At 45.6% G+C, this 24508-nt stretch carries 19 protein-coding genes; all 19 read left to right on the forward strand.

Translation table 11 applies throughout. The annotated features are described in order from the left end of the window. The first annotated feature begins 22 nt into the window (after positions 1-22). The 19 genes from M72_RS13105 (at position 23) to M72_RS13190 (ending at position 24505) form a co-directional block, all read left to right on the forward strand. On the forward strand, positions 23-1627 hold the full coding sequence (locus tag M72_RS13105) for an MBL fold metallo-hydrolase RNA specificity domain-containing protein (RefSeq protein ID WP_055068556.1): 1605 nt from the start codon (positions 23-25) through the stop codon (positions 1625-1627). 124 nt (positions 1628-1751) lie between these two features. Beyond that, on the forward strand, positions 1752-2531 hold the full coding sequence (gene sigG, locus M72_RS13110; protein ID WP_055068528.1) for an RNA polymerase sporulation sigma factor SigG: 780 nt from the start codon (positions 1752-1754) through the stop codon (positions 2529-2531). A gap of 224 nt (positions 2532-2755) precedes the next feature. Beyond that, positions 2756-3277, forward strand: coding sequence for a QueT transporter family protein (locus M72_RS13115; RefSeq protein WP_055068529.1), 522 nt, complete (start codon positions 2756-2758; stop codon positions 3275-3277). 176 nt (positions 3278-3453) lie between these two features. Next, positions 3454-5478, forward strand: a complete 2025-nt coding sequence (locus M72_RS13120; protein ID WP_055068530.1) for a hypothetical protein — start codon at positions 3454-3456, stop codon at positions 5476-5478. Continuing rightward, complete coding sequence (locus tag M72_RS13125) at positions 5465-6397, forward strand: ABC transporter ATP-binding protein (RefSeq protein ID WP_055068531.1); 933 nt, start codon at positions 5465-5467, stop codon at positions 6395-6397. Before M72_RS13120 ends, M72_RS13125 begins: the two co-directional genes overlap by 14 nt. Next, positions 6387-7280, forward strand: coding sequence for an ABC transporter permease (locus tag M72_RS13130; protein WP_055068532.1), 894 nt, complete (start codon positions 6387-6389; stop codon positions 7278-7280). The genes M72_RS13125 and M72_RS13130 overlap by 11 nt, the downstream gene beginning before the upstream one ends. Continuing rightward, the gene (locus tag M72_RS13135) at positions 7273-8562 is read left to right on the forward strand and encodes an OmpH/Skp family outer membrane protein (protein ID WP_055068533.1); all 1290 of its coding nucleotides are present in this window, start codon (positions 7273-7275) and stop codon (positions 8560-8562) included. Before M72_RS13130 ends, M72_RS13135 begins: the two co-directional genes overlap by 8 nt. Positions 8563-8577: 15 nt before the next feature. Next, a complete protein-coding gene (locus M72_RS13140) occupies positions 8578-9534 on the forward strand; it encodes an AAA family ATPase (protein WP_055068534.1) in 957 nt (318 codons plus the stop codon). Then, a complete protein-coding gene (locus M72_RS13145; protein WP_055068535.1) occupies positions 9527-10405 on the forward strand; it encodes a DUF58 domain-containing protein in 879 nt (292 codons plus the stop codon). Before M72_RS13140 ends, M72_RS13145 begins: the two co-directional genes overlap by 8 nt. Before the next feature lie 20 nt (positions 10406-10425). Continuing rightward, a complete protein-coding gene (locus tag M72_RS13150) occupies positions 10426-14838 on the forward strand; it encodes a VWA domain-containing protein (protein ID WP_055068536.1) in 4413 nt (1470 codons plus the stop codon). Positions 14839-14856: 18 nt separating this feature from the next. Beyond that, positions 14857-16587, forward strand: coding sequence for an ABC-ATPase domain-containing protein (locus M72_RS13155; RefSeq protein ID WP_055068537.1), 1731 nt, complete (start codon positions 14857-14859; stop codon positions 16585-16587). A gap of 24 nt (positions 16588-16611) precedes the next feature. Then, positions 16612-17148, forward strand: coding sequence for a cysteine hydrolase family protein (locus M72_RS13160; RefSeq protein WP_022045296.1), 537 nt, complete (start codon positions 16612-16614; stop codon positions 17146-17148). Positions 17149-17185: 37 nt separating this feature from the next. After that, entirely contained in the window at positions 17186-18391 is a 1206-nt protein-coding gene (pncB, locus tag M72_RS13165) for a nicotinate phosphoribosyltransferase (RefSeq protein WP_055068538.1), read from the forward strand. Positions 18392-18432: 41 nt separating this feature from the next. After that, complete coding sequence (locus M72_RS13170; RefSeq protein WP_055068539.1) at positions 18433-19653, forward strand: AAA family ATPase; 1221 nt, start codon at positions 18433-18435, stop codon at positions 19651-19653. Between the two features lie 69 nt (positions 19654-19722). Beyond that, the gene (locus M72_RS13175) at positions 19723-20334 is read left to right on the forward strand and encodes a DUF4276 family protein (RefSeq protein WP_055068557.1); all 612 of its coding nucleotides are present in this window, start codon (positions 19723-19725) and stop codon (positions 20332-20334) included. Positions 20335-20384: 50 nt separating this feature from the next. After that, positions 20385-21401, forward strand: a complete 1017-nt coding sequence (locus M72_RS13180) for an alpha-hydroxy-acid oxidizing protein (RefSeq protein ID WP_055068540.1) — start codon at positions 20385-20387, stop codon at positions 21399-21401. Then, positions 21388-21519: a hypothetical protein gene (locus M72_RS17735; RefSeq protein WP_261291833.1), complete on the forward strand. Its 132-nt coding sequence runs from the start codon at positions 21388-21390 to the stop codon at positions 21517-21519. Before M72_RS13180 ends, M72_RS17735 begins: the two co-directional genes overlap by 14 nt. 164 nt (positions 21520-21683) lie before the next feature. After that, complete coding sequence (locus M72_RS13185; protein WP_055068541.1) at positions 21684-22829, forward strand: hypothetical protein; 1146 nt, start codon at positions 21684-21686, stop codon at positions 22827-22829. A gap of 11 nt (positions 22830-22840) precedes the next feature. Further along, positions 22841-24505, forward strand: a complete 1665-nt coding sequence (locus tag M72_RS13190) for an ATP-binding protein (protein ID WP_055068542.1) — start codon at positions 22841-22843, stop codon at positions 24503-24505. The last annotated feature ends 3 nt before the right edge of the window (positions 24506-24508 follow it).

The raw sequence follows: 24508 nt of genomic DNA on the forward strand, positions 1-24508 counted from the left end.
AGGATGAAAGGGCGTGGTTTTTATGAAGATTGAATTTTTAGGGGCAGACCGTGAGGTGACGGGAAGCTGCCATTATGTGGCATTTGGGGAGACTCATTTTCTGGTGGACTGTGGTATGGAACAAGGGGCGGATCTGTATGTGAATCAGGAGATACCGGTTAACCCGGCAACGATTGATTATGTGTTTGTGACGCATGCCCATATTGATCATTCCGGACTTCTCCCACTTTTGTATAATCACGGGTTCCGGGGAAAGATTTTTGCAACAACGGCAACCTGTGAACTGTGTAATATCATGCTGAAGGATTCGGCACATATTCAGGAATTTGAGGCAGAATGGAAAAACCGCAAGGCGCGGCGTGCAGGAAGGCCGGAAGTGACACCGATGTATAACATGGAGGATGCGCAGGGGGTTTTAGAGCATTTCGTTCCGTGTACATACCATGAAACGGTGCAGATCTGCGAGGGACTGACCATAAGGTTTGTCGATGCGGGGCATCTGCTTGGCTCCTCTTCCATTGAAATATGGGTGACTGAGGATGGCGAGACAAGAAAACTTGTCTTTTCCGGGGATATTGGAAACTACAACCGTCCATTGATCCGTGATCCGGAATATCTTGAGGAAGCGGACTATGTGATCATGGAATCCACTTATGGAAACCGCAATCACAATACACCGCCGGATTATGCGGCAGAACTGGCAAAGGTGATGAATTCCACGTTTACCAAAGGCGGAAATCTGGTCATTCCGGCATTTTCTGTCGGCAGGACGCAGGAAATGCTTTACTATATGCGCCGGATTAAAACCGAGGGGCTGCTGCCGGAGTATCCGGGATTTGAAGTATATATCGACAGTCCGCTTGCCGTGGAGGCAACAAATATTTTCCATAAGAGTGTGGAAGAGTGCTTTGATGAGGAAGCAAGACAGCTGGTACAGTCGGGCATCAACCCGATCCAGTTTCCGGGACTGAAAGTGGCAGTTTCCAGTGAAGAATCCAAGATGATCAATTTCAACCAGAAATCCAAAGTGATTATCTCGGCTTCCGGCATGTGCGAAGCCGGCCGTATCCGGCATCATTTGAAACACAATCTGTGGCGGACGGATTCTACGATTCTGTTTGTCGGCTATCAGGTGCCTGGAACTCTGGGCTATTCTCTGTTAAACGGAGTAAAAAAGGTAAAGCTTTTCGGAGAGGAAATTGAGGTCAGAGCAAGCATTGTAAACCTTCCGGGTATCAGTGGTCATGCGGACCGGGATCATCTGACCGCATGGATTGCAAACTTTAAGAAGCCGCCGAAGAAAGTGTTTATTGTACATGGCGAGGAAACCACCGCGGTAGAGTTTGCGGAACATGTCAGAAACGATGTGGGATTTGATGCTTTAGCTCCCTACAGTGGGGATGCATATGATCTGCTTACCGGAGAACAGATCGCACAGGGCAGCAGACAGCTTGTGGAGAAAAAGACACAGGGTGTTTACCGTGCAAAATCCGGCGCGTTTGACCGCCTGATGATTGCGGGAGAACGTCTCATTGCCGTTATTAAAAAATGTCAGGGCATGGCGAATAAGGATCTTGGAAAGTTTGCGGATCAGATCAATTCGCTCTGCGATAAGTGGGACCGGTAAATTTGAGGGGAAAGCGGGACTTAAGTCCCGCTTTTTCCATGTCCGGAACAACCGGATGAAAATGAATAAAAAAACAGCACATGGGAATCCTTTATTATAAATCCAATTATAACGGAGGCATCCCATGTCAACATACAAAGTCGAAATCTGCGGGGTAAATACGGCCCAGCTGCCAATACTGAAAGAAGAAGAAAAAGATGAACTTTTCAAAAAGATAAAAGCCGGCGACAAGGCATCCAGAGAAACCTATATCAAAGGAAATCTCCGGCTGGTATTATCCGTGATCAAACGGTTTAATAATCATAATGAAAATGTGGACGATCTGTTCCAGATTGGCTGTATCGGACTGATGAAGGCAATAGATAATTTTGATACGAGTGTCGGGGTGAAATTTTCCACCTATGCGGTTCCGATGATTATTGGTGAAATCCGCCGGTATCTGCGGGATAACAGCAGTTACCGCATTCCGCGTTCGCTGCGTGATATTGCATATAAAGCCATGCAGGCAAAGGAACGGCTGGCAAAAAATGCACAAAAGGAACCGACTCTCGAAGAGATTGCAACTGAATGTGGGATTCCGGTGGAGGATGTGGTGTATGCCCTGGATGCCATCCAGACGCCCTTAAGTCTGTTTGATCCGGTCTATACGGATGGAGGGGACACCCTGTATGTGATGGATCAGATTTCGGACAAGAAAAACAAGGAAGAGCACTGGGTGGAGGATTTGTCACTTTCCGATGCCTTGTCACATCTGAATGAACGGGATGAGCATATCATCCGTCTGCGTTTTTTTGAGGGAAAGACACAGATTGAAGTCGCGGATGAAATTCATATTTCGCAGGCGCAGGTGTCGCGGCTGGAGAAAAATGCGTTAAAAAGTATGCAGGGATATCTGCGTACATGATAGCGGCCTGTTGTAAAATGGTTTTGTTATTGCTATAATGTGGAATATACAAAACGGAGAGGAAAAGAAATATCCGGCAGTAGAAAATTGTATTCTTGCTTTTTGCGGTGTACTGTGCTATACTGTCAACCGTTGCAGAGCCCATAAACAGGGGATTGCACGAAAAATTACCGAGTGTTCGAGACCTTCCACTCGTAAAACAAAACTAAAGGAGACAAATGGATATGAGAGACAAAAAGGTAACATTTATTGTTCAGGCTGCTGTGATTGCAGCACTTTATGTAGTGCTGACTTTTGTAGCCAACGCACTGGGACTTGCATCCCACACGATTCAGGTACGCTTTTCCGAAGCACTGTGTATCCTGCCTGTTTTTACGCCGGCAGCGATTCCGGGACTGTGGATTGGCTGTCTGCTTGCGAATCTGCTGACAGGTGCCGTGATTTATGATGTCATTTTCGGAAGCATTGCCACGCTGCTGGCAGCGGTATGTACCTATCTGCTGCGCAATCACAAGATTGCATGCACATTTCCACCGGTTATTTTTAATATGATTATTGTTCCGTTCGTGCTGGTCTATGCGTACGGTATTCCGGCGGTATATTTCCACGGTGTGAATGTAACCATCCCGTTTAATGCCATTACGGTCGGAATCGGAGAGGTGATTTCGGTATGCGTTCTTGGAAGCATTCTGATGCGTGTACTTGCAAAATACAGAAATGTCATGTTCCGTGCCACCGCACAATAAAAAATTATATCTGATAGAAGGTTCTGGAAGTCCCTGCGAGAGCAGGGGCTTTTTATTTTAAGAAATTCTGTAAATAAGCCAGACAATTTTAAGAAAACCTTAATGTCATTCCAAAATAACGTATGTTATCATAAATAACAGGAAATCGTAAAGAGCATTTATGGAAGGAGAAGGTTATGAAAATAAGAAAGAAAATCTGCAGTCTGCTTCTGGTATGTCTGGCATTTTTAGGCATATTTTGTGGCAGAGCAAATGTATATGCAGATCAGAAACAGGCATTGTCGGCAACGGTGACACTGCTGAAACAGGAAAAAGACTGTGTCGTGCAGGTGGAGGCCAAAAACAGTGGGGCGGATTTTTCCGGAAAGGTGCGGCTGGTGTTTTCCGGTACAGACAACTCCGGAGGCTGCGCATTTGAACAGTGCCTGACATTGCCACAGAACGGAAAAAAACAGTATACAATGACCATTCCGTATGCCGATGTCAGCCAGACGCGCGGAAACGGAATTGTGGCGTTTGTCGATGAAAAGGGAAACGTTGTGGCAAGTGAAGCATTTGCCAGTATTTTTGGCAAAGAAAAGCGCGGTATTGGTGTGGGAGTGCTTTCGGATCATTATGATGCGCTTGGCTGGATGAGCATGAGCGGCCAGACCTATTATCTTCACGGAAAAGACCAGAATGTATATCTGACACAGATGGACGCAGATACATTGCAGGCACAGCTGGATGAACTGTATTTTCTTGTGATTGATTCCTACGATGTGAGTTCACTTGGAAAAGAGAAGATCAAAGCAATCGAGAAATGGGTGAAAAACGGTGGATGGCTGCTGATTGGAACCGGAGAGCGCGGCAAAGATACACTGGGTGGTTTTGATTCCTCATTTATGGAGGTCAGCTGCAAAAGAGTCAGCAAAGTGGGAGAAGAAAATGATGCATCGAAAGAAATGCAGCAACTGGGAAGTTATTCCGGATTTACCGGGATTGATTTTTCACAGATGCCGGTTGCAAAGCTGCAGCGGAACAATATAAATGCAAGTAAAAGCGAAGCTTATCCGGGGTGGGTGTATGCCTGTGGGGATGGTGCCATCGGTGTATGTGCCATTTCTTTTGGCGAAAAACAGATGCAGAAGGCTTCCACGGATCTGTGTTACGGAATTTATGACCAGGTGGCAGGATATTCCATGAGCTATTCCCAGTATGTCAATGACGAGGAATGGGGATGGAGTGGGGAAAATGCATTCGGTGTCATTGACCACCTCAATACGGCACTGGATTTTTCCTGGCTGAAAGTTCTGATCGTGGTCTATGTGATCGTTGTTGGACCGGTGCTTTATCTTCTGCTTTGCAAGATGAAAAAAAGAGACTGGTACTGGCTGGGGGTACCGGCACTTGGCATAATCTTTATCGGTGTGGTATTTATCGGCGGACGGAATTTAAAGCTGCATGAGACACGGGTTTATTCGGTGACCGCACAGCAGGCGGATGGAAAAAGTACCACCGGTATCACCACCTATTACAATGCGTATCATTCCGGGGTAAAACCGTGGAAAGTACGGCTGAATGATAATTACGCATATGGCGGTTCAGGTCTCAGTGAATCATACAGCATGGCATCTTCCGGCAGGGTATATGCAGACCGTTATCACTATTTGGTGGAATATGACAGGGGTCTGTCCCTTGGGGTAAAACCGCAGAGCAATTTTGAAAATGCCTATCTCTTTGCGGCAGGAACTGCCAAAGGATGCGGAAGCATAGACACCAGTGGTCTGGTGCTCACGCAGCAGAAACAGGGGGGAAGCATAACAAACAACACGTCCTATGATTTCCCTTATCTTGTCTGCGTGTCGGATGATACGGTCATGGTATTTTCGGATGTAAAAGCAGGTGAGACCATAACGATAGACGGGAAAAGTAAAAAACCACTGCTGTCCCAGCAGATTTCTTATTTTGATGATGTCTACAGCGTGTTATCGCAAGACAACATGAATGGAAATACATATTCGTATAAGCATAAGGATATGGCAGCCGCACTGTATCTGGGACTGTGCCAGATCCGGCGGCAGAACGATGTGTCGGGTACTGTTGTAGTGGAAGGAGTAACCGCAGACTACGGAAAAACCATAGAGAGCAGGTGCTCGGAAATTTCGTTTGGCTGTCTGTATACGATTGCCGGTCAGGAGGTGTCTCATGCTTCAAATTAGTCATTTGTATAAAAACTACGGAAAATTTCAGGCGGTCAGGGATCTGAACCTGCATGTGCCCAAAGGGGATCTGTTTGGCTTTGTGGGACCAAACGGAGCCGGAAAGACAACAACAATCCGGATGGTATGCGGACTTATGCCGCCGACAGAAGGAACCATTACGATCCATGGCGTGGATGCCCTGCTGCATCCGAAGGAAATCAAAAAGCAGATCGGTTATGTGCCGGATTTCTTTGGTGTGTATGACAATTTAAAAGTCAGCGAATATATGGATTTTTACGGTTCCATGTACCGTATGACTTCCAGGGAGATCGCCGCGGTATCCAATGATCTGCTCGAGCTGGTCAATCTGTCAGACAAAAAAGAGGTTTATGTGGATACGCTTTCCCGCGGAATGAAGCAGCGGCTGTGTGTGGCACGGGCACTCATCCACAATCCTTCCCTTCTGGTGCTGGATGAACCGAATTCCGGTCTGGACCCGCGTGCGCGTGTGGAGATGAAAGAACTTTTGCAGAATCTGCGCAGCATGGGAAAAACCATTGTGATCAGTTCCCATATTTTGTCGGAGCTGGCAGAGATGTGCAACAGCATCGGTATTATGGATCACGGGAAACTCGTAGAAGCAGGAAACATCGAGGATGTCATGGAACATGTTTTCGGTGGAAACCGGATCGTGGTTTCGGTTCATGGGGAGATGGAGCCGGCAGTGCGCATGCTTAAGGAACACCCCCAGATCCGTGTGGAATCGGTGGGAGAAAAGGAAATCCATATCTCGCATGCCATGAAAGAGGAAGAAATCGCGCAGTTGATCGCACAGATGATACAGAATGGAATTATCGTGACAGGATTTTATAAAGAAGAGGGAAATCTCGAATCCCTGTTTATGCAGCTGACAGGAGGGCAGGAAGATGAGAATTAATCCAATGGTAAAAAAAGATATTAAAGTACAGGCGCGCAGTATGCGCTGCTGCTGGGAAATATTTGTTTATGAGGCGATTATGGCAGTTGTATTTTTCTTTGCCATGTTTTTGTTTTCCCAGCAGATGACCTATTCGTCTGCAAACATATACAGCAGCATTGTCTGGCTGTATCCGGCACTTGCGGTCACGCAGATTTTTATTCTGGGAGTGGTAGTCCCGGTGCGCACGGCTTCTGCAATTTCGGGTGAGAAAGAGCGGCAGACCTTTGATATTATGATGACAACCAGCATGACCGGATTTTCCATTATTATGGGAAAGGTGCTCACCGCGATGATCCAGAGCATGTTTTATGTGGTGGCAGGACTTCCGATCGTAGCACTGGCATTTGTCATCGGCGGACTCTCATGGGGCAATCTGTTCTGGTTTCTGGCAGTATCATTACTGGTTTCGTTCGTTTCTGCAAGTATTGGAATTTTGTGTTCTTCCATCTGTAAAAAAACGATCAGTGCCATAATTTTATCGTATGGTATCTATGCCCTGCTGTTTATCGGAAGTTTTCTTCCCTATCTGGTCACCACGGTTGTCCGCTTGTCAGGTGGTGTACCGGAAAAATCCTGCTGGGTGCTTCTGGTCAATCCGGGCATGTATCTGCTTGAATTTTTTACATGGAGTATGACCGGAACATCCGTGGCGGAAGAACTGATCACAAATTACGGGAAAACATTTTCTGTTTCGGGCGCTGCCGTACATTATGGATGGATGGCCGTTTCCACGCTTTTATTTGTGGCACTGGCATTTGTCTTTCTTCTGATTGCGATGCGGCGGATCAATCCGATGGCAGGATATGGAAGAAAACATGCAGGGGGAAAGCAGCATGGATGAAAAAGCATTTCTGTTGCAGGAAATCCGTTACAGCAAAAGAAAACAGAACGTAAAAAAGTTCCTGCGCTATGAAAGCACAGGAATTGCCGCAGGTGGAACCATCGCCATGGTGCTGGAAGGATGTGCGGTGTTTGTCCCTTTTTATACGGTGCATGTGTGGGCTGTTTTGGCAGTTTTATGTGGTGCGGCAGCTGGAGGCATTTATACGGTAATGAAGAGATGTACCATGGTACAGGCAGCACAGCAGATCGACCGTTTCGGGTTTCAGGAACGGATCGTGACGGCATATGGGCGTATTGGAAAAGAGGGTAGTATCGACCAGATGCAGCGCAGCGATGCCGTGCATATGTTACAGGAAGACCATGCATGGAAAAAGGCGCGTGTTTGTCCGGACCGAAGGAAACTTGTGGCACTTTTTCTTTCCCTTGGGCTGGCGCTTGTTCTTTCGTTTGTGCCGTCCCCCGCGCATAAACAGGCGCAGCAGCGGCATGCCATCCGGCAGGAAGCCCGGGAAAAGGAAAAAGAAATCCAAAAAGTGATGGATGCCTTAAAACAGACAGACACCTCTTCCATGACAAAAGAACAAAAGAAAGCCCTGCAGGAACTGATACAGTCACTGGCCTTATCGCAAAAAGAAATGCAGCAGGCAGATACGAAGCAGGCACTGGCATCTGCCGGGCAGAAACTTTCCTACAAGTATGGACAGGCGGCACAGATTTCCGGGGCGGATGCCCTGGCATCGGTACTTAAAAATATCCAGGTGAATACCAATACAGGAAACCAGCTGGCACAGGGGGATGTACAAAGCACTACACAAAACACTACACAAAGCGGTACGCAGCGTGGGGAATCCACGCAGTCTTCGGAAACCAGTTCCCAGGATTCCGGGGATGGGGAAGATTCGGGCAGTGGAAAGGACGGAAGTGGAAGTGGCAATGGAAGTGGAAACGGAACCGGCAAGGGGAAAGGAAGCGGAAACGGAAGTGGAACAGGAAACGGAACAGGCAGCGGACGCGGAACCGGATCCGGAGGGGGAACACATGATTATGTGAGTGTTCCGAATAAACTCGGAAACGACAGCAGTATCACAAAGGACAAGGGGGATTCGAAGAATTCCGATTATTACAAGGCGAAGAATGGTCTGGCATGGAAAGGCGAACACGTGGATTTAGATTCCGTGGTCGGCGATTACACGAAAGAGGCCTACGAAGGTATTGCCAATGGAAAATACCCGGCCGGCATGGAAGATGTCATCCGGAATTATTTTGAAAATCTGAACTGATGGAGAGGAGATCTTATGACAGAATATGAAGTATGCCAGCAGAACACCATGGCATGTGAACAGGAAATTGCAAAGGGAATTATCGGACAAAAAGACGTCATCCGCCAGGTCATGCTGGCACTTCTGGCGGGCGGAAATGTACTCTTAGAAGGTATGCCGGGACTGGGAAAGACCATGCTGGTGCGCACGATCAGCCAGGTGTGTGATCTGAGTTTTCAGAGAATCCAGTTTACCCCGGATCTGATGCCGAGTGACGTGACCGGTACCAACATCATCGTAAAAGAAGAGCAAAAAAGTGCATTCCGGTTTGAAAAAGGACCGATTTTTGCCAATCTGGTGCTGGCGGATGAGATCAACCGTGCCACGCCAAAGACACAGTCAGCTCTCTTAGAGGCCATGCAGGAACACACCGTGACGATCGGAACGACCAGCCATCCGCTGCCGGAGCCGTTTCTGGTGCTTGCCACACAAAATCCGATCGAAAACGAGGGAACTTATCCGCTGCCGGAAGCCCAGCTGGACCGTTTTTTGTTTAAAGTGCTGGTAAAATTTCCGGACCGGCAGGAACTGCGGGAAATCGTGGAACTGACGGAGGGAAACCATCCGCCAAAGATCGAAAAGGTCATGGACCGGGAAAGCCTGCTTGCAGCGCGCGCATGCGTTGCACAGATTCCGATTGCGGATGCCGTCATGGATTATATTCTGGATCTGGTTATGGCAACTCATGCAGACAATCCGTATATCCGGGAGGGGGCAAGCCCGCGTGCGGCACAGGCACTGATCCGCACAGCCAGGGCACGCGCGTTTATGGAAAACCGCCTGAATGTCTCGTTTGAGGACGTCAAATGTGTCGCACTTCCGGTATTGCGGCACAGGATTCTGCTCAGTTTCGATGCAGTATCGGAGGGGATTACGGAAGATGCGGTGATTGGGCAGATCTTAACAGAAAAGGAACAGGGACTGTATGCTTGATGCGGGAATTTATGAACAGCTGTCGCGGCTTGTGATCGCGATGAAACAGAAAAGCAGCCAGAATATGGCAGGAAACCGCAGATCCGTACAGAAAGGGACTTCTGCGGAATTTTCCGATTTCCGGGAGTATATGCCGGGAGATGATCTGCGCAGGCTGGACTGGAATGTCTATGCGCGGTCGGAGCGCATGTATATCCGGGAATATTTCGAAGAAAAGGAAGCAGTGGTATCGGTTATTCTAGATACCAGTGCATCAATGCACTATGGAAAAAAGAGCAAGGCAGAACTGGCACAGGATCTGTGCGCGGTGATTGCCTTTCTGACTTTGCACCATATGGACCGGCTGGTGCTGTATGACAGCAGCCAGATGGGAACTCCGCTTGTGGTTTCCGGGGGAAAGAATGCACTGCCAAAAGTACTTGGATGGCTGCAGGCACGCACATTTTCGGGGACAGAGACGGATTCTTTTTCCGCCGTGCGCCAGATGCAGAGGCGTGGGGCGGGAGTTACCGTGATCGTCAGTGATTTCCTGACCGAAGCAGCGACAGATCCCACGCAGGATTGTCTGGAAAAAACGATGCAGTATCTGGACTTTACGAAACAAAGACCCGTGTTGCTTCAGACACTGTGTGCGGAAGAACTGCGTGTGACAATGGACGGTACGCGCAATCTGATAGATATGGAGTCCAAAGAAAAACTGCGCGTGACGATGCGTGCGGATGTGATTGCGCGATATGAACAGGAACTGCAAAAGCTTTCTGTGCGGCTGAAAAAAAGTGCATCGGCTGCCGGAGGCACTTATATACTCTGTGATTCCGAAAAAGAGAGACGTGCGCTGATTTTAGAAGATTTAAGACCTTTGTTTGTCTGAGAAAAATTTGAGGATGGATTATGATATTTGAGAGTTTGTGGCCACTGGCATTTTTGCTGGCGGTTCCGGTTGTTGTGATTTTATATCTGCTTGTGCCAAAGGGGACAGACACACCAGTGTCTTCGAACCTGTTGTGGAAGAAGCTTTTTTATAATGAACAGTCTAAAACGTTCTGGGAAAAGTTTTTGCACAATCTGCTGATGTATCTGCAGATCGTGATCCTTTTGCTGCTTATTCTGGCACTGATGGCACCGTTTGTACAGCGTAAGGGTACAGGCAGTACGGACGTGGTGTATCTGATTGACACCAGCGGAAGCATGAAGCATCTCACCAAAGGGGGCAATACCCGCTTAGGGGAAGCCGTAAGTGAGATCAAAGAGCAGATTGCCGCTTCGGATGGGGCAAAAATATCCATTGTTACCTGTGACGGCACGGGAACCAATCTGCTTGCCGTCCATACTTCCGAAAAAAAAGCACTGTATCGGACGCTGGCAGACATCAAGGGCACGGACACAGCCGGATCGCTTTCTGATGCACTGGCAACCGTACAGACGGTGCAGAAAAAAGACAAAAAGAACGATCTGGCAGATGTCATCGTCTATACCGACGGCATAGGGGCAAAACAGACGAAAAATCTCAAAAGTCAGCTTCAGGCAACCATCCGCGTGGTGGGAAGTCCCGTTTCTAACGTGGCGAATACGTTTCTGTCCTGCACCAAAGACAGCAGCGGGGACACGTATACGGTTGCATCAGGCGTGACAAATTACAGCGATCATGCGGCAAATATGGAGATTACGCTGTATGAGGGAAAGAAAATTCTTGAAGTGCGTACACTTTTCCTTGCCGCAGACGAGACATATACCTGCCTGTTTAAACAGGTGAACTGGGGAAACCAGCCGCTGCATACCGAACTTTCCGCAGTGACATTTGCCGGCAGCAGCCAGAAGGATTCCTTACATGAGGATAACTGTGCCTATGCACTCAAAGACCAGGTTTCCACGAGCAAAGCCACACTGATCGGGGAAGGAAATACCTATATCGAAAAAGCGTATCTTGCCGTGACCGGAGAGAATCTTTCCAAGGCAAAAACAACGGATGCACTTGACCGTGACGATCCGGGGGTCTGTATTTTTGATGCGGATACGGCAGTGCAGGAATCTAATCAGCAGAAGGCGCAGATGATTTTTGCCAAAGAGGGAAAGAACGAGGAAAAAAATGTCAGCCTGTCCGCCGGCGATACCGAACTGACTTCCGGAATCCGGGACTTTGCGCTCGGGGTAAATCAGACGTATGTGTATGATCTGCCGGTCTGGGCCACGGGCTTTCTGTGGAACGGAAAGCAGTGCGCCGCATACTATGGGGAGCATGACGGAATCCGGGAGGTGGTACTTGGATTTGACCTGCGGGAATCGGATTTTGCCCTGCAGCCGGAGTTTCCGGTATTTATGAACCATGCGCTGCATTATCTTGAGGATAGTTCCCTTCTTTCCCAAAACGTCTATGATGCCGGAGATACCGTGCAGTTTCATGCATTAAACGGTGTGGACGTGCAGCAGATTGCAGCACCTACCGATCAGGCAGGACTGTTTACCGTAAAAGCGGGCGACAGAAAGGAATCCTATATTGTAAAATTTGCATGCAGCAGTCAGTCGGATGGACGGATCACGGCAGGCGATTCCGGAAGCCGCAACACGATGCAGCGGCAGCTTGTGCGAAAGCAGATGCGCAATGTCATCCTTATCCTTGTGCTTCTTCTTATGATACTGGAGTGGATCTGTTATGTCCGGCAGATGCGTTACCGTGGGCGGTTTTATCTTGCGGTGCGTCTGGTGGGGCTTGCCCTTTTGGTGCTGGCTGTCTGTGGAATTTCGGTGCCGCTTTCCCACGCGAAAGACACAACCGTTTTTCTGGTTGATCTGTCGGAGAGCAATGCCGCAAATCTCACGCAGATGGAGCAGTATATGAGCCGGCAGGTTAAAGACATGCCAAAGAACAATCAGTATGCCATCGTAACGTTTGGAGCCAATGCGGTTGTGGAACAGTTTCTGACCAGTGAGAAACACAGTTTTCAGATTCTCTCGGCACCGGAGGCGGATGCAACCAACCTTGAGGAAGCTGTTTCCACAGGACTTTCCATGATCCCGGACAATGCGGCAGGACGGCTTGTGGTGCTTACGGATGGAAAGCAGACAAAGGGAAACATCGAGCATACGGCATCGGCACTGACGGCAAAAAACGTGCAGCTGTATTCGGTTCTCTATGAAGATACAAAGCAGGGGAGCGATGCCTATATCGAAAACGTGGAAATGCCGGAGTATCTTTATCCGGGTGATTCCTATTCCATGACCGTAACTGTGGAAAGCAACTATGAGACCGATGCGAAGCTGCAGCTTTTGCAGGGAACGGAGATGGTCAGTCAGACAGGCGTGCATTTAAACAAAGGCAGCAACCGTTTTGTTTTGAAACAGAAGGTAGTCGGTACCGATGCGCAGCAGTATACCGTGCGCGTGAAGGCACCGAAGGACACCTGTGAAAAAAACAATGATTATGGTACGTATGCGACGGTGGATTCCCTGCCAAAGATTCTGCTTGTATCCGGAATGGGAGAGGACAGCACACCGTTTTTAGGACTTTTGGATGCTGCCGGATGCAATTACCGGCAGGTATCCGCAGTCAGTGCACCGGATACTTTAAAAGAGATGCTGCAGTACAAGAGCATCATTCTGGAAAATGTGTACCGGACAGATCTGCCGGAGGGCTTTCTAAAAAATCTGAAAACTTATGTGAAAGACTACGGATGCGGTCTGGTGGCATGCGGCGGTGAGGACAGTTTTGCACTGGGCGGATATCTGGATACGGAACTGGAGAAACTTCTTCCGGTCGATATGCAGCTGCGCGGGGTAAATGAGAAACAGAATCTGGCAATGGTCATGGTGATTGATCATTCGGGCAGTATGTCGGAACAGACCGAAGGAGGCACCAATCTGGATCTGGCGATCGCGGCTGCCAAAGCGGCTGTGGATCAGCTGGATACGAAAGATGAAGTCGGTGTGGTAACCTTTGATGATGGTTACACCTGGCAGGTGCCGCTGGAAAAAGTGAAGGATAAAGACAAGATCCATCAAAGCATCGAGACGATCAGCGAAGGCGGTGGAACGACCATCAAACCGGCCGTGCGTGCGGCACTAAATGAAATCAAGAAGAGCAAGGCGCAGCTAAAGCATATTGTCCTTCTGACGGATGGACAGGGGGAAACCGGAAATTTTGAAGATATCATCAAGGACTGCAAGGATGCCGATGTAACTCTTTCCACGGTAGCGGTTGGAGAGTCGTCTGACAGACAGCTTCTGGAACGACTGGCAACGCAGTGTAACGGCCGCTATTATTATTCCGATATCTCAACCGATATCCCGAAAATCTTTGCACAGGAAGTATTTTTAAATGGAGATACCTATTTGCAGAACGGACAGTTTTCACTGAAAGGAAACAGCAGCAATGCCATCACGAAAAATCTCTTTGCCGATGGCTGGCCGCAGATCAAAGGGTACGTGAGTGCCTCTCCGAAAACCGGAGCCAATGTGCTGCTGGCATCTGCCGAAAAGGATGACCCGATTTTGTCTGTCATGCAGTATGGACTGGGGCATACGGTTGCGTGGAATACCGATGTGACAAACCGCTGGACTGCCGGGCTGGCACAGCAGAATGATTACGTGCAGCTGTGGAAGCGGATCATCGATTACAGTGCAGGAAATACAGCACTCGGCGAAGACCGTGTGGATGTAACTACTGTAAACGGAACAACGAAAGTTACCTATTATGCCAAAGACTACGCAGAGCAGACACAGGTGGAGGCTGTGTACACGGATCCGGATGGAAAAACGCATCAGGCGAAACTGACCGCAAGTGCGCCGGGAACTTATGAGGCACAGCTGGATACGACAGTCTCCGGTGTCTACAATCTGAGCGTGCAGCGGAAAAACGGCAAAAAAATCGAAAATGCCCTGACCACCGCAGCCGTGGTACAGTATTCGCAGGAGTACAAATTTGCGCTGACAAACGACAGCTTTTGTGCGTTCATCAAACAGTATGGAAAGGTGCTTTCCCCAAAGAAGAATGTATGGAAGAAGTTAAAAGCTTCCGGGCGGGCACGGGTTTGTCTGACCAATCCGCTTTTAATCCTTTTGCTTTTCGTATTTCTTGCAGATATCGCCATGCGGCGGTTTGCCTATGTTCCGCCAATGCCACACTGGACGAGACCAGCAAAAAAAGCTATAATGACAAAAGAAAAAACAGCAGAAGACGGGCAGCCGGAGCCGGAAGCAGAAAAACCAAAGGAAAAGACAAAGAAAGCAAAACCGGAGGAAACGGCTTCCCAGGCACTCGATACTTCTGCGCTGTTAAAGAAAAAAGAAAAGCGGAATCATTCCGTTTAAAAGAAAACAGGAGTCATTATGCAATCAGACAGCAATTTACGAGAAACGTTACGGAGTATCGACCATAAAAGTTATCCGGCATACAAATCCCTGCGGGGAAGTTACCGGTTTGCAGACTATGTGTTATCCATCGATCATGTGCAGGGAGATCCTTTTGCGGCACCTTCCCATGTGCGCGTGACCGTGGATGCAAAGGCAGCGGCATTTCCGGAATATGCCATGAAAAATACACGGACGCGCACAGCATTGGCAGATGAACTGCTGCGCACGTTTGCCGCACAGATCAACCACTTTACATTTAAGGCGAAGGGATCGGGCAAGAGCGGCCTGATTTCGGTAACCCACTGCGGACAGGAGATTCTGACCCGGACAGCCTGTGAAGTGAATGAAAAAGAAATTACCGCGCGTTTTGCGGTAGGATTTCCGGCAAACGGACGGACGATCAATGCCAGGGAACTGGAGAAAATTCTGTTTACCTATCTGCCGGAATGTGTAAAGCATTCATTTTATTATAAGAATCTCGATGCCCGCAGAATCCGGGATGCCGTGGAACTGGCAGAAGACCAGCAGGCAGTCCGTGACCAGCTGAAAGAACAGGGGCTGGTTGCATTTGTTGCCGATGATGCGGTACTGCCGCGGGAGAGCGGGATTTCCTCCCGGCCGATGAAACAGTCTGTAGCCTTTACCTCTCCGGAATCCCTTAGGGTGACGATGCAGCTTCCGCACAGGGGTGCGGTCACCGGTATGGGAATCCCGAAAGGAATCACACTGATTGTCGGTGGCGGCTATCATGGAAAATCCACACTTCTGACTGCACTCGAACTGGGCGTTTATAACCATATCGCAGGGGACGGCAGAGAGTTTGTGATCACGGATGAGACCGCCTTAAAACTTCGTTCGGAGGACGGACGGTTTATCAAAGATGTCGATATTTCCATGTTTATCAATGACCTGCCAAACGGAAAAGATACCCATCATTTTTCGACGGAAGATGCCAGCGGAAGCACATCGCAGGCAGCCGGGATCGTGGAAGGCATGGAGGCGGGAAGCCGCCTGTTTCTGCTGGATGAGGATACGTCCGCGACGAACTTTATGGTAAGGGATGCATTTATGCAGAAAGTAGTCAGTCCGGACAAAGAGCCGATCACGCCGTTTCTTTCCCGTGCGCGGGAACTGTATGAGCAGGCAGGAATTTCTACCATCCTGGTAGCGGGCAGTTCCGGTGCCTTTTTCCATATTGCGGATACCGTGATCCAGATGGACCGTTACAAGCCGGTTGATATTACAAAAAAAGCAAAGGCATTGTGCAAAGAATTTCCGATTTCAGAGGAAAAGCCACTTCCGTTCGCCCTGCCACACAGTCACCGGATCATGGAAAAAGATAAAAACGGTGCCACAAAACGCAGGGATTACCGGAGCGGAGCCGTGCGCAAAAATGAGCCGGAGCGGTTAAAATTAAAAACCATGGGAACGGATGGATTTGCCATCGGAAAGCAGACCGTGGATCTGCGGTATTTAGAACAGCTGATCGACAGCGAACAGACCGCGTGCCTTGGCATGCTCTTAAAATATGCGGTTGAACACCTGGTGGACGGCAAACGGACAATTGCCGAAGTCGTTGTACAGTTACAGAAAGAACTCGAAACGTCCGGCATGCGTTTTCTGGCAGAAAACGGTATCGTTTCGGGCGGTTATGCCATGCCGCGGGTGCAGGAGATGTATTCCTGTTTTAACCGTTATCGTGTATAGAAAAAGGGAAGCACAGGAGAGACTATGAAAAGAATATTAGTTGTCGTTGACATGCAAAACGATTTTACGACCGGACCGCTGGGCAATGCAGAGTGTGCAGCAGTCATTCCGAAGGTCGCGGAAGTGATAAAAACAGGCGTGTATGACAGAATCATTTTCACCCAAGACACGCACCAGAGTAATTATCTGGATACGCAGGAAGGAAAGCGGCTGCCCGTCGTGCACTGCATCGAAGGAACCGAAGGCTGGGAGATTGCGCCTGTGATCCGTAAGGCAGCATCCTTTTATTCCAAAGAACAGATCGAGACGATCTGTAAGCCGGCATTTGGCAGTGTGCAGCTTGGTGAGTGCTTAAAGCAGTACTGCGGTGATGCAGAGGCACAGATTGATTTCTGTGGCGTGTGCACGGGTATCTGTGTCATCAGCAATGTCATGATTGCCAAAGCCTTTGTTCCGGAAGCGCGCGTGTGCGTGATTGAAAAAGCATGCGCCTGCGTGACACCGGAGTCGCACCGCACGGCGATCGAAGCGATGAAAACCTGTCAGGTGGATATACAGTAATTGTATCTTATTTAAGTAAGAAGAAAAGAGAAGAATTATGAAGTTAAATCAGATCATCACCAGTCTGCTGGAAACAGACATGTACAAATTCAGTATGGGAGAGGCCATCTATCACCAGTTCTCCGACTATAAAACCACATGGACATTCAAGTGCCGCAATACCGATGTGCACTTTACGGCAGAGATGGTGCAGGAGATCAAAGAGCAGATTAAGGCATACTGCAGTCTGCGTTTTACGGAACAAGAGCTGGACTATCTGAACCGCATTACATGGATCAAGGGAAGCTATATTGATTTCCTGCGCCTGTGGCAGCCGCGCTATGAGGATTTTAAGATTTCGGATGAGGCGGAATGCGGACTTTCCATCGAGACATTCGGTACCTGGCTGAATACGTCCTTGTATGAGATCCCGACACTGGCGATTGTCAACGAAGTGTATTTCCGTATGGCGTACGATTATGACAGGCTTTATGCCAGTTTCCGGGAACGTCTGGAGCAGAAGATCAAAGATGCCAGCGGCAGATACGAGATCGGTTCGTTCAGTGAATTCGGACTGCGCCGCCGTCTTTCCGCAGAGGCACAGGAGCTTGCTGTCCGCAAGCTGAAAGAAGCAGAGTTTCGCGGGTCAGAATTTGTCGGAACGTCCAACGTCTATCTGGCAAAGAAATACAATCTGACACCGGTCGGAACCATGGCACATGAGTGGATCATGTGTGTCGGACAGGGAAATCACAAACATAACCCGGCATACTCCAACTGGTACGCGCTTGATGCCTGGGTACGCGAGTATGGCGTGTTAAACGGTATTGCACTGACCGATGCGATTACGACCGATTGTTTCCTGCGGGATTTCCAGCTGACCTATGCAACGTTATTCTCCGGCGTGCGTCATGACAGCGGAGATCCGGTGGAGTGGGGCGAAAAAATGATCGCACACTACCAGAAACTGGGAATCGATCCGGCAAATAAAACTTTATTGTTCAGTGATTCTCTTGATTTTGCACGGGCACACGAACTGTATGAACATTTCCGGAACCGCACAAAGGTGGCTTTCGGAATCGGCACCTATATCTCGAATGATACGGAGGTACCGGCACTGAATATCGTCATGAAAACCACGCTGTGCAACGGTATGGATGTCGCAAAGATTTCCGATACTCCGGGCAAGGGAATGTGTAAGAACCCGGATTATGTGCACTATCTGAAACGATGCATCGACTGGCGTATGAATCATGACAGATAAAAGAATGTTTTTTTTGTAGATAATTATTAAGGAGAGAGCAGATGGGAAAAATTGAGGGTGTTCGAATCAAAAATTTTGGACCGTTGAAAGACATTGTGATGGGGAAGACGCTTTCTAATCAAAAGGGAATGGCTCTTGGAAATTTAACCGCCATTATAGGACCTAGCGGGAATGGGAAAAGTACTCTGGCAGATGCATTTGGCTTTTTGGCAGATTGTCTGGAAATAGGGGTTGAAGCTGCCTGTGATACAAAAAATAGAGGTGGTTTTCAACAAATTCGATCACAGGGAGTTGAAGAAGCAATAAAATTTGAATTATATTACCGGGAAACAAGTACGACACGCCCAATCACGTATGAATTGGAGATTGATGAAGATGGTATGGGAAGACCTTATGTGAAAGAAGAACGGCTTCGTCAACGTGTGGAAAAAAGAGGATGGCCATTATCCTTTTTGTTTTTGCAGAGTGGAAAAGGTTATGCTTATGAGGGAAAAGAAGGTGGAGCGGATGACAACGGGCGTAGTGTAAAAGGAGAAAAGGTAGATGTTGAATTAGCAGATATCCGAAAGCTTGGAATTGTGACCTTAGGAGCTATGAAACAGTATGAACGTATTGAAAAGTTCTTAAATTTCTTAAAGAGCTGGTATCTTTGTTATTTTTCTCCGGATGCAGCACGGTCTCTGCAGACAGCAGCCCCACAGCCATATCTGAATCGAACGGGTAGTAATATTAATAATGTTGCGCAGTATATGTATCGGGAAAATAAAAAAGAATTTACAAAAGTACTAAAAGAAATTCAGACGAAACTTCCGAATATAGAAAAAATTGAGCCTGTGAAATTTGATAACGGTCAGATGATGCTCAAGTTTTGGGAACATGGATTTGAAAAAGCATTTTATTCACCAAAGATGTCGGATGGTACTTTGAAGTTATTTGCATATTATTTGTTATTGCATGAAAAGAATCCACGGCAGCTGGTATTTATAGAAGAACCGGAAAATGGTTTATATCATCAGTATTTAAGCATGCTTGCAGAGGAAATGTTAAAAAGCGTTGGTACGGGATTTTCCAAGCAATTATTTGTTACTACACACAGTCCTTTTTTTGTCAATGCATTGTCGCCGGATCATGTATGGGTGCTGACAAAGGGAGAAAATGGTTTTTCAAGTATTAAACGTGCATCAGAATATGATTTTGTCAAAGAACTTTCCGAAGAGGGTGTTCCTTTGGGGGATATGTGGTACAGTCGCTATTTTGGATAATGTGGAGGGAGTATGTACTTTCAATTTTTAATAGAAGACCAGTCAACTGAAATATTAGTTGGACATGTAATGGGAAAATTAAAAGAGAAATACCCGGAGAAAGAGATCCTTTATGACAGTAAGCCATTTAAAGGAATTGGGCATTTACCAACAAAGGGAAATCTTATGGAGCGCAAGGGAGGCAATTTACTGAATAATCTTCATATATATTTGCGTGGATTTGATAAAAAACTGGCAGGCATGGAACATGCGACTATTGTTGTTGTGTTGGACAATGACAAACGTGACTATGATATTTTTCAGCAAAATCTCAACCAGGTAGCAAAGGATGTTGTGATGTTAACGGACTATGCCTTCTGTATTGCGGTAAAAGAGATGGAGGCGTGGTTATTAGGAGATGAAGATGCCATTTATAGTGCATATCCGGAAGCAAAGAAGAAATTTCTGAAAAATTATAAGCAGGACGAGATTGTTGACACATGGGAAGTGTTGGCAAATATGGTATATCCCGGAGGATTAGCAAAATTACATAAAGTGTCTAAAAATAGTTATAAGGAAACGGGAAAAGCAAAATGTGAGTGGGCTGATAAAATAGGTCAAAAACTTGTTTTAGAAAAGAATGTCTCTCCAAGTTTTCAAAAATTTTTATTTGAACTTTGTTCAAGGATTGAAGCAGCGTAAGAAGAGTGTTTTTGGAATGATTTAAAAACAAAGGAAGAAGGAACAGACCTATGAATTATACAGAGTGTATCGAACAGGCGAGAGGCCGCATCGGATCTTACTGTAAAGCGTGCAGTGAATGTAACGGCAGAGCCTGTAAAAACCAGATGCCGGGGCCGGGAGCCAAAGGCATCGGCGATACCGCCATCCGCAACTATGACAAATGGAAGGAAATCCGCGTCCAGATGGACACGCTGGTCGAAAACCGTCCATGTGATACGACACTGGAACTGTTTGGCAGAACGTTTCAGTATCCGTTTTTTGCCGGTCCGGTAGGTGCCGTGCAGCTGCACTACGGAGACTGCCTGAATGATATTTCCTACAACGATATTCTCGTTTCCGCCTGTGCAGCATCCGGCATCGCTGCTTTTACCGGAGACGGAACCGACAGCAATGTCATGGTCGCAGCGACAAAAGCAATCAAAAACGCCGGCGGACTGGGAATTCCGACCGTAAAGCCGTGGAATATCGAAGTGATCCGGGAGAAAATGGCGATGGTAAAGGATTCCGGTGCCTTTGCCGTGGCAATGGATATCGATGCGGCAGGACTGCCGTTTTTAAAGAATCTGACACCACCGGCCGGAAGCAAATCGGTGGAGGATCTGCGTGAAGTGAAACAGGCGGCAGGGCTGCCGTTTATCGTTAAAGGAATCATGACCGTCAAGGGTGCCATGAAGGCAAAAGAAGCCGGGGCCGATGCGATCGTTGTGTCAAACCACGGCGGGCGTGTTCTGGATCAGTGTCCTGCCACCGCAGAGGTGCTCGAAGAGATCGTAAATGCAGTCGATGGCTCCATGAAGATTTTTGTCGACGGAGGCATCCGTTCCGGTGTGGATGTGTTTAAGGCATTGGCACTGGGAGCCGATGCGGTGATCATTGCCCGTCCGTTTGTGACTGCCGTGTATGGCGGAGCGCAGGAAGGCGTCGAGGCTTATGTCAATAAGATCGGAAGTGAGCTGAAAGATACGATGGCAATGTGCGGTGTGGCTTCGCTGAAGGAGATCACACGGGATTGTGTCAGAGTGTGAGAATTACATATTGGGAAAGGATGAAACGCTTGTGTTCGTGGCGCGTGCCATGGATATGGGCGTTTTTTGTATGATTGAGGAAAAATTTGATTATTTTTTATGGAGAAAGGGCGAATAATGGAAAAATATGGTATAATAAAAAAATAATAAATAGTAAAAGAGGGATTATTTTAAAAATAAAAGATTTCTTTGTTTGCTATATAAAACATTATTATTGCATTTTGAATTTTGATATTAATAAAAAAGTGTTAAATGGAAATAAGAGGATAAAGAAGTTATATTATGAGCGATTTGATGGATATTATTGCAAAAGAAACTAATGGAAAGAGTTATAAAACTTATAAATATACATATGAGGGAGCAGATACTTTGTCGTTTGCATATGATGACCATCAGGAAATTACATGGGAGAGATATGGGGAAAATGTTCCACCAGAGAAATCTAAAAATATGGAGGTATACGCGAGAGAAATATGTGATCAGAAACCGCTTTTTTCATATTTTTTAGATGGATCACGCCATACATATAAAGTGGATGATATTGCATATAAGAATAAAGTGTTTCCAGTAATTGCAGGACAGGTTGGAGTTAGTTGTTGTAAACGAGTAGAAAAAGAAATGAAAAGTTATGATTTTGATCGCAGATTGGTTATTACTTTACCAAAAGTCGCAAGTCAAAGTGATTGGAATAAAGCAGTTTTTTTTAATAATTTATGTAAAAAGATAAATGAAGATTCATTTCTATATTCTACAGGAATTAAATTTACAGATATTATTCCGTATTCAACAAAGATAGATGAATTTGAGAGAATTGAAAATAAAGGTATAGCAGTTGTCCAAGATTTAATGATTCAAAGAGAAGTAGGTATGGTTAGTCGATTAGTAGCAGAGAATAAGATTAATTCGAATAATTATTTGATGAAAGATGGATCTTTGGAATATAGAGTTGATAATTTAAAGAATGATAGGGAAAAAAGAAGATTCCAAAATAATTTTAGTTATGTAGTTGGGGTTTCAAAATCATTTAATCCTGAAAATTGCAAAGATAAAAAAGGAAAAAATAATTCAAACATGATTGCTGATTTACCATTGTTTCATAGAACTCCGGTAAGTATGTATAGTTCTCCACGATTAGAAGGAATGAAATATGCGGTTTGGTATCTTAGAATTCGAGATAAAAAGTATACTGTAAATACATTTGATGGAATTTTAAAAATAGAAAAAATACTTGTAACAGATGAACAAGTTCATAAAGGATTAGATTCGGAAGAAGTAGATTTAATATCAGCAAATATCGTGAATGAAAGAAATCCTGTATGTTACGGTTCTGATTCAAGGTGGGCAAACCATTTATATCCGATTTATATAACAGAATGTTATGCAAAAAGTAAATATTTAAGTGATACTATGTTTTTAAATTTATTTTAGGAGGTACAATCATGGGAAAAGTAATAGGAAAAGTTATTGCTACAGAAAAAAATCCTTCAACAATAGATGATTTTTATTTCTGGACAAAACAGGATTTGATTTTAAACCCATTTGATGTAGTAAAGGTAGGACATATACAGCACAGTGTATCATATGGGGTTGTTCAAGAAATTTCTCATATTACGGATACGGCAAATTTTTTGTCTGATTATGTCTCAAACGATTTTGGAAATGTTGAAGCAACTGAAAATACAAGACGAATAGGGATGAATTACGTAAAAGCTCAAGTGATAGGTAATACAGAGAATATATATATCCCACTTATTAATAATCAGAAGGTTGAATTGGCAAATGAAAGTGAGGTTGCAGAAGCACTTGGACTTAATAATGTTAAGAATCCCGTAACTTGTGGATATTTACAAATGTATAGCGGAGAAAAAGATAGAATAACATTACCTGTGCAAATGGATTCAAGATTTTTAATTGGTCCAGAGGGTGCGCATTTAAATATTTCAGGTATTTCGGGATTGGCTGCAAAAACCTCATATGCAATGTTTTTGTTAAAAGCAATTCAAGATAAATGTTTAAAAAATAATGACGATGATGTTGCCTTTGTTTTATTTAATGTAAAGGGAAAAGATCTGTTGGCATTAGATGAACCAAACGAGTTTGAATCTGAAAAAGAAAAAAAAGAAACCTATGATTTATATAATCATTTGGGATTAAGTACAGAACCATTTAAAAAGGTACAATATTATTATCCATATGCTTCTAATAAAATAGGAAATACATATTTACATAAAGAAGCATATAATTATCAAAAAAGTCAGGGAAAGGCTCATTTGTATAAATATTCTTATGAGGAAGATAAAGATAATTTAGACCTAATGTTTGCAAGTATGGATGATCCACAACAGACAATGGATTCTATAATTAACTATATAATCAATAATCAAGGAACTTTCGGTGGTTTAGATGGATGGGATGATTTTCTTGATGAAGTTCAAAAGTATTGTAAAGCGGGATCGGGTGGAGATAAAGAAATAACAGTTAATAGTTGGAGAAAGTTTAACCGAATTGTTCGAAAATCAATATATCGTAATGAGATTTTTGATTCTGTTCGAGATAATGGGGAAGAGGTAAGAATAGGAGAAGCGTTAAAACACATTAAAAAGAATGAGGTACATGTTATAGACATTGCGAGATTAAATGAAGAAATGCAAGGATTTGTTTTTGGAGATGCAATTAGAACAATATATGATTTACAGTTGGGACAGTATACGGATGATAAAGATGTAAATCCACCCAAGAAAATTGTGATCTTTATAGATGAATTAAACAAATATGCATCTTCGGATACACCGAAAAGTTCGCCAATTTTGCGTCAAATATTAGATATTGCAGAAAGAGGAAGATCATTGGGAATAATATTATTTTCGGCAGAACAGTTTAGAAGTGCAATTCACAATAGGGTTACGGGAAATTGTTCAACACATGCTTATGGAAGAACCAATGCAATAGAAATTGCAAAATCAGATTATAAGTTTGTGCCATCAGTGTATAAAAATATGATGACGAGATTAAAACAAGGGGAATATATTGTACAAAATCCAGTTTTTACATCATTATTAAATATAAAGTTTCCAAAACCAATTTATAAACAATACAAACAGTAGGAG

The organism is Roseburia faecis, from assembly GCF_001406815.1.
GTDB classification, from domain to species: Bacteria; Bacillota; Clostridia; order Lachnospirales; family Lachnospiraceae; genus Roseburia; species Roseburia faecis.

Coding starts and splice junctions, on each gene's coding strand:
- M72_RS13105 (WP_055068556.1), top strand. CDS start 23: ATGAAGATTGAATTTTTAGGGGCAGACCGTGAGGTGACGGGAAGCTGC.
- sigG (WP_055068528.1), top strand. CDS start 1,752: ATGTCAACATACAAAGTCGAAATCTGCGGGGTAAATACGGCCCAGCTG.
- M72_RS13115 (WP_055068529.1), top strand. CDS start 2,756: ATGAGAGACAAAAAGGTAACATTTATTGTTCAGGCTGCTGTGATTGCA.
- M72_RS13120 (WP_055068530.1), top strand. CDS start 3,454: ATGAAAATAAGAAAGAAAATCTGCAGTCTGCTTCTGGTATGTCTGGCA.
- M72_RS13125 (WP_055068531.1), top strand. CDS start 5,465: ATGCTTCAAATTAGTCATTTGTATAAAAACTACGGAAAATTTCAGGCG.
- M72_RS13130 (WP_055068532.1), top strand. CDS start 6,387: ATGAGAATTAATCCAATGGTAAAAAAAGATATTAAAGTACAGGCGCGC.
- M72_RS13135 (WP_055068533.1), top strand. CDS start 7,273: ATGGATGAAAAAGCATTTCTGTTGCAGGAAATCCGTTACAGCAAAAGA.
- M72_RS13140 (WP_055068534.1), top strand. CDS start 8,578: ATGACAGAATATGAAGTATGCCAGCAGAACACCATGGCATGTGAACAG.
- M72_RS13145 (WP_055068535.1), top strand. CDS start 9,527: ATGCTTGATGCGGGAATTTATGAACAGCTGTCGCGGCTTGTGATCGCG.
- M72_RS13150 (WP_055068536.1), top strand. CDS start 10,426: ATGATATTTGAGAGTTTGTGGCCACTGGCATTTTTGCTGGCGGTTCCG.
- M72_RS13155 (WP_055068537.1), top strand. CDS start 14,857: ATGCAATCAGACAGCAATTTACGAGAAACGTTACGGAGTATCGACCAT.
- M72_RS13160 (WP_022045296.1), top strand. CDS start 16,612: ATGAAAAGAATATTAGTTGTCGTTGACATGCAAAACGATTTTACGACC.
- pncB (WP_055068538.1), top strand. CDS start 17,186: ATGAAGTTAAATCAGATCATCACCAGTCTGCTGGAAACAGACATGTAC.
- M72_RS13170 (WP_055068539.1), top strand. CDS start 18,433: ATGGGAAAAATTGAGGGTGTTCGAATCAAAAATTTTGGACCGTTGAAA.
- M72_RS13175 (WP_055068557.1), top strand. CDS start 19,723: ATGGGAAAATTAAAAGAGAAATACCCGGAGAAAGAGATCCTTTATGAC.
- M72_RS13180 (WP_055068540.1), top strand. CDS start 20,385: ATGAATTATACAGAGTGTATCGAACAGGCGAGAGGCCGCATCGGATCT.
- M72_RS13185 (WP_055068541.1), top strand. CDS start 21,684: ATGAGCGATTTGATGGATATTATTGCAAAAGAAACTAATGGAAAGAGT.
- M72_RS13190 (WP_055068542.1), top strand. CDS start 22,841: ATGGGAAAAGTAATAGGAAAAGTTATTGCTACAGAAAAAAATCCTTCA.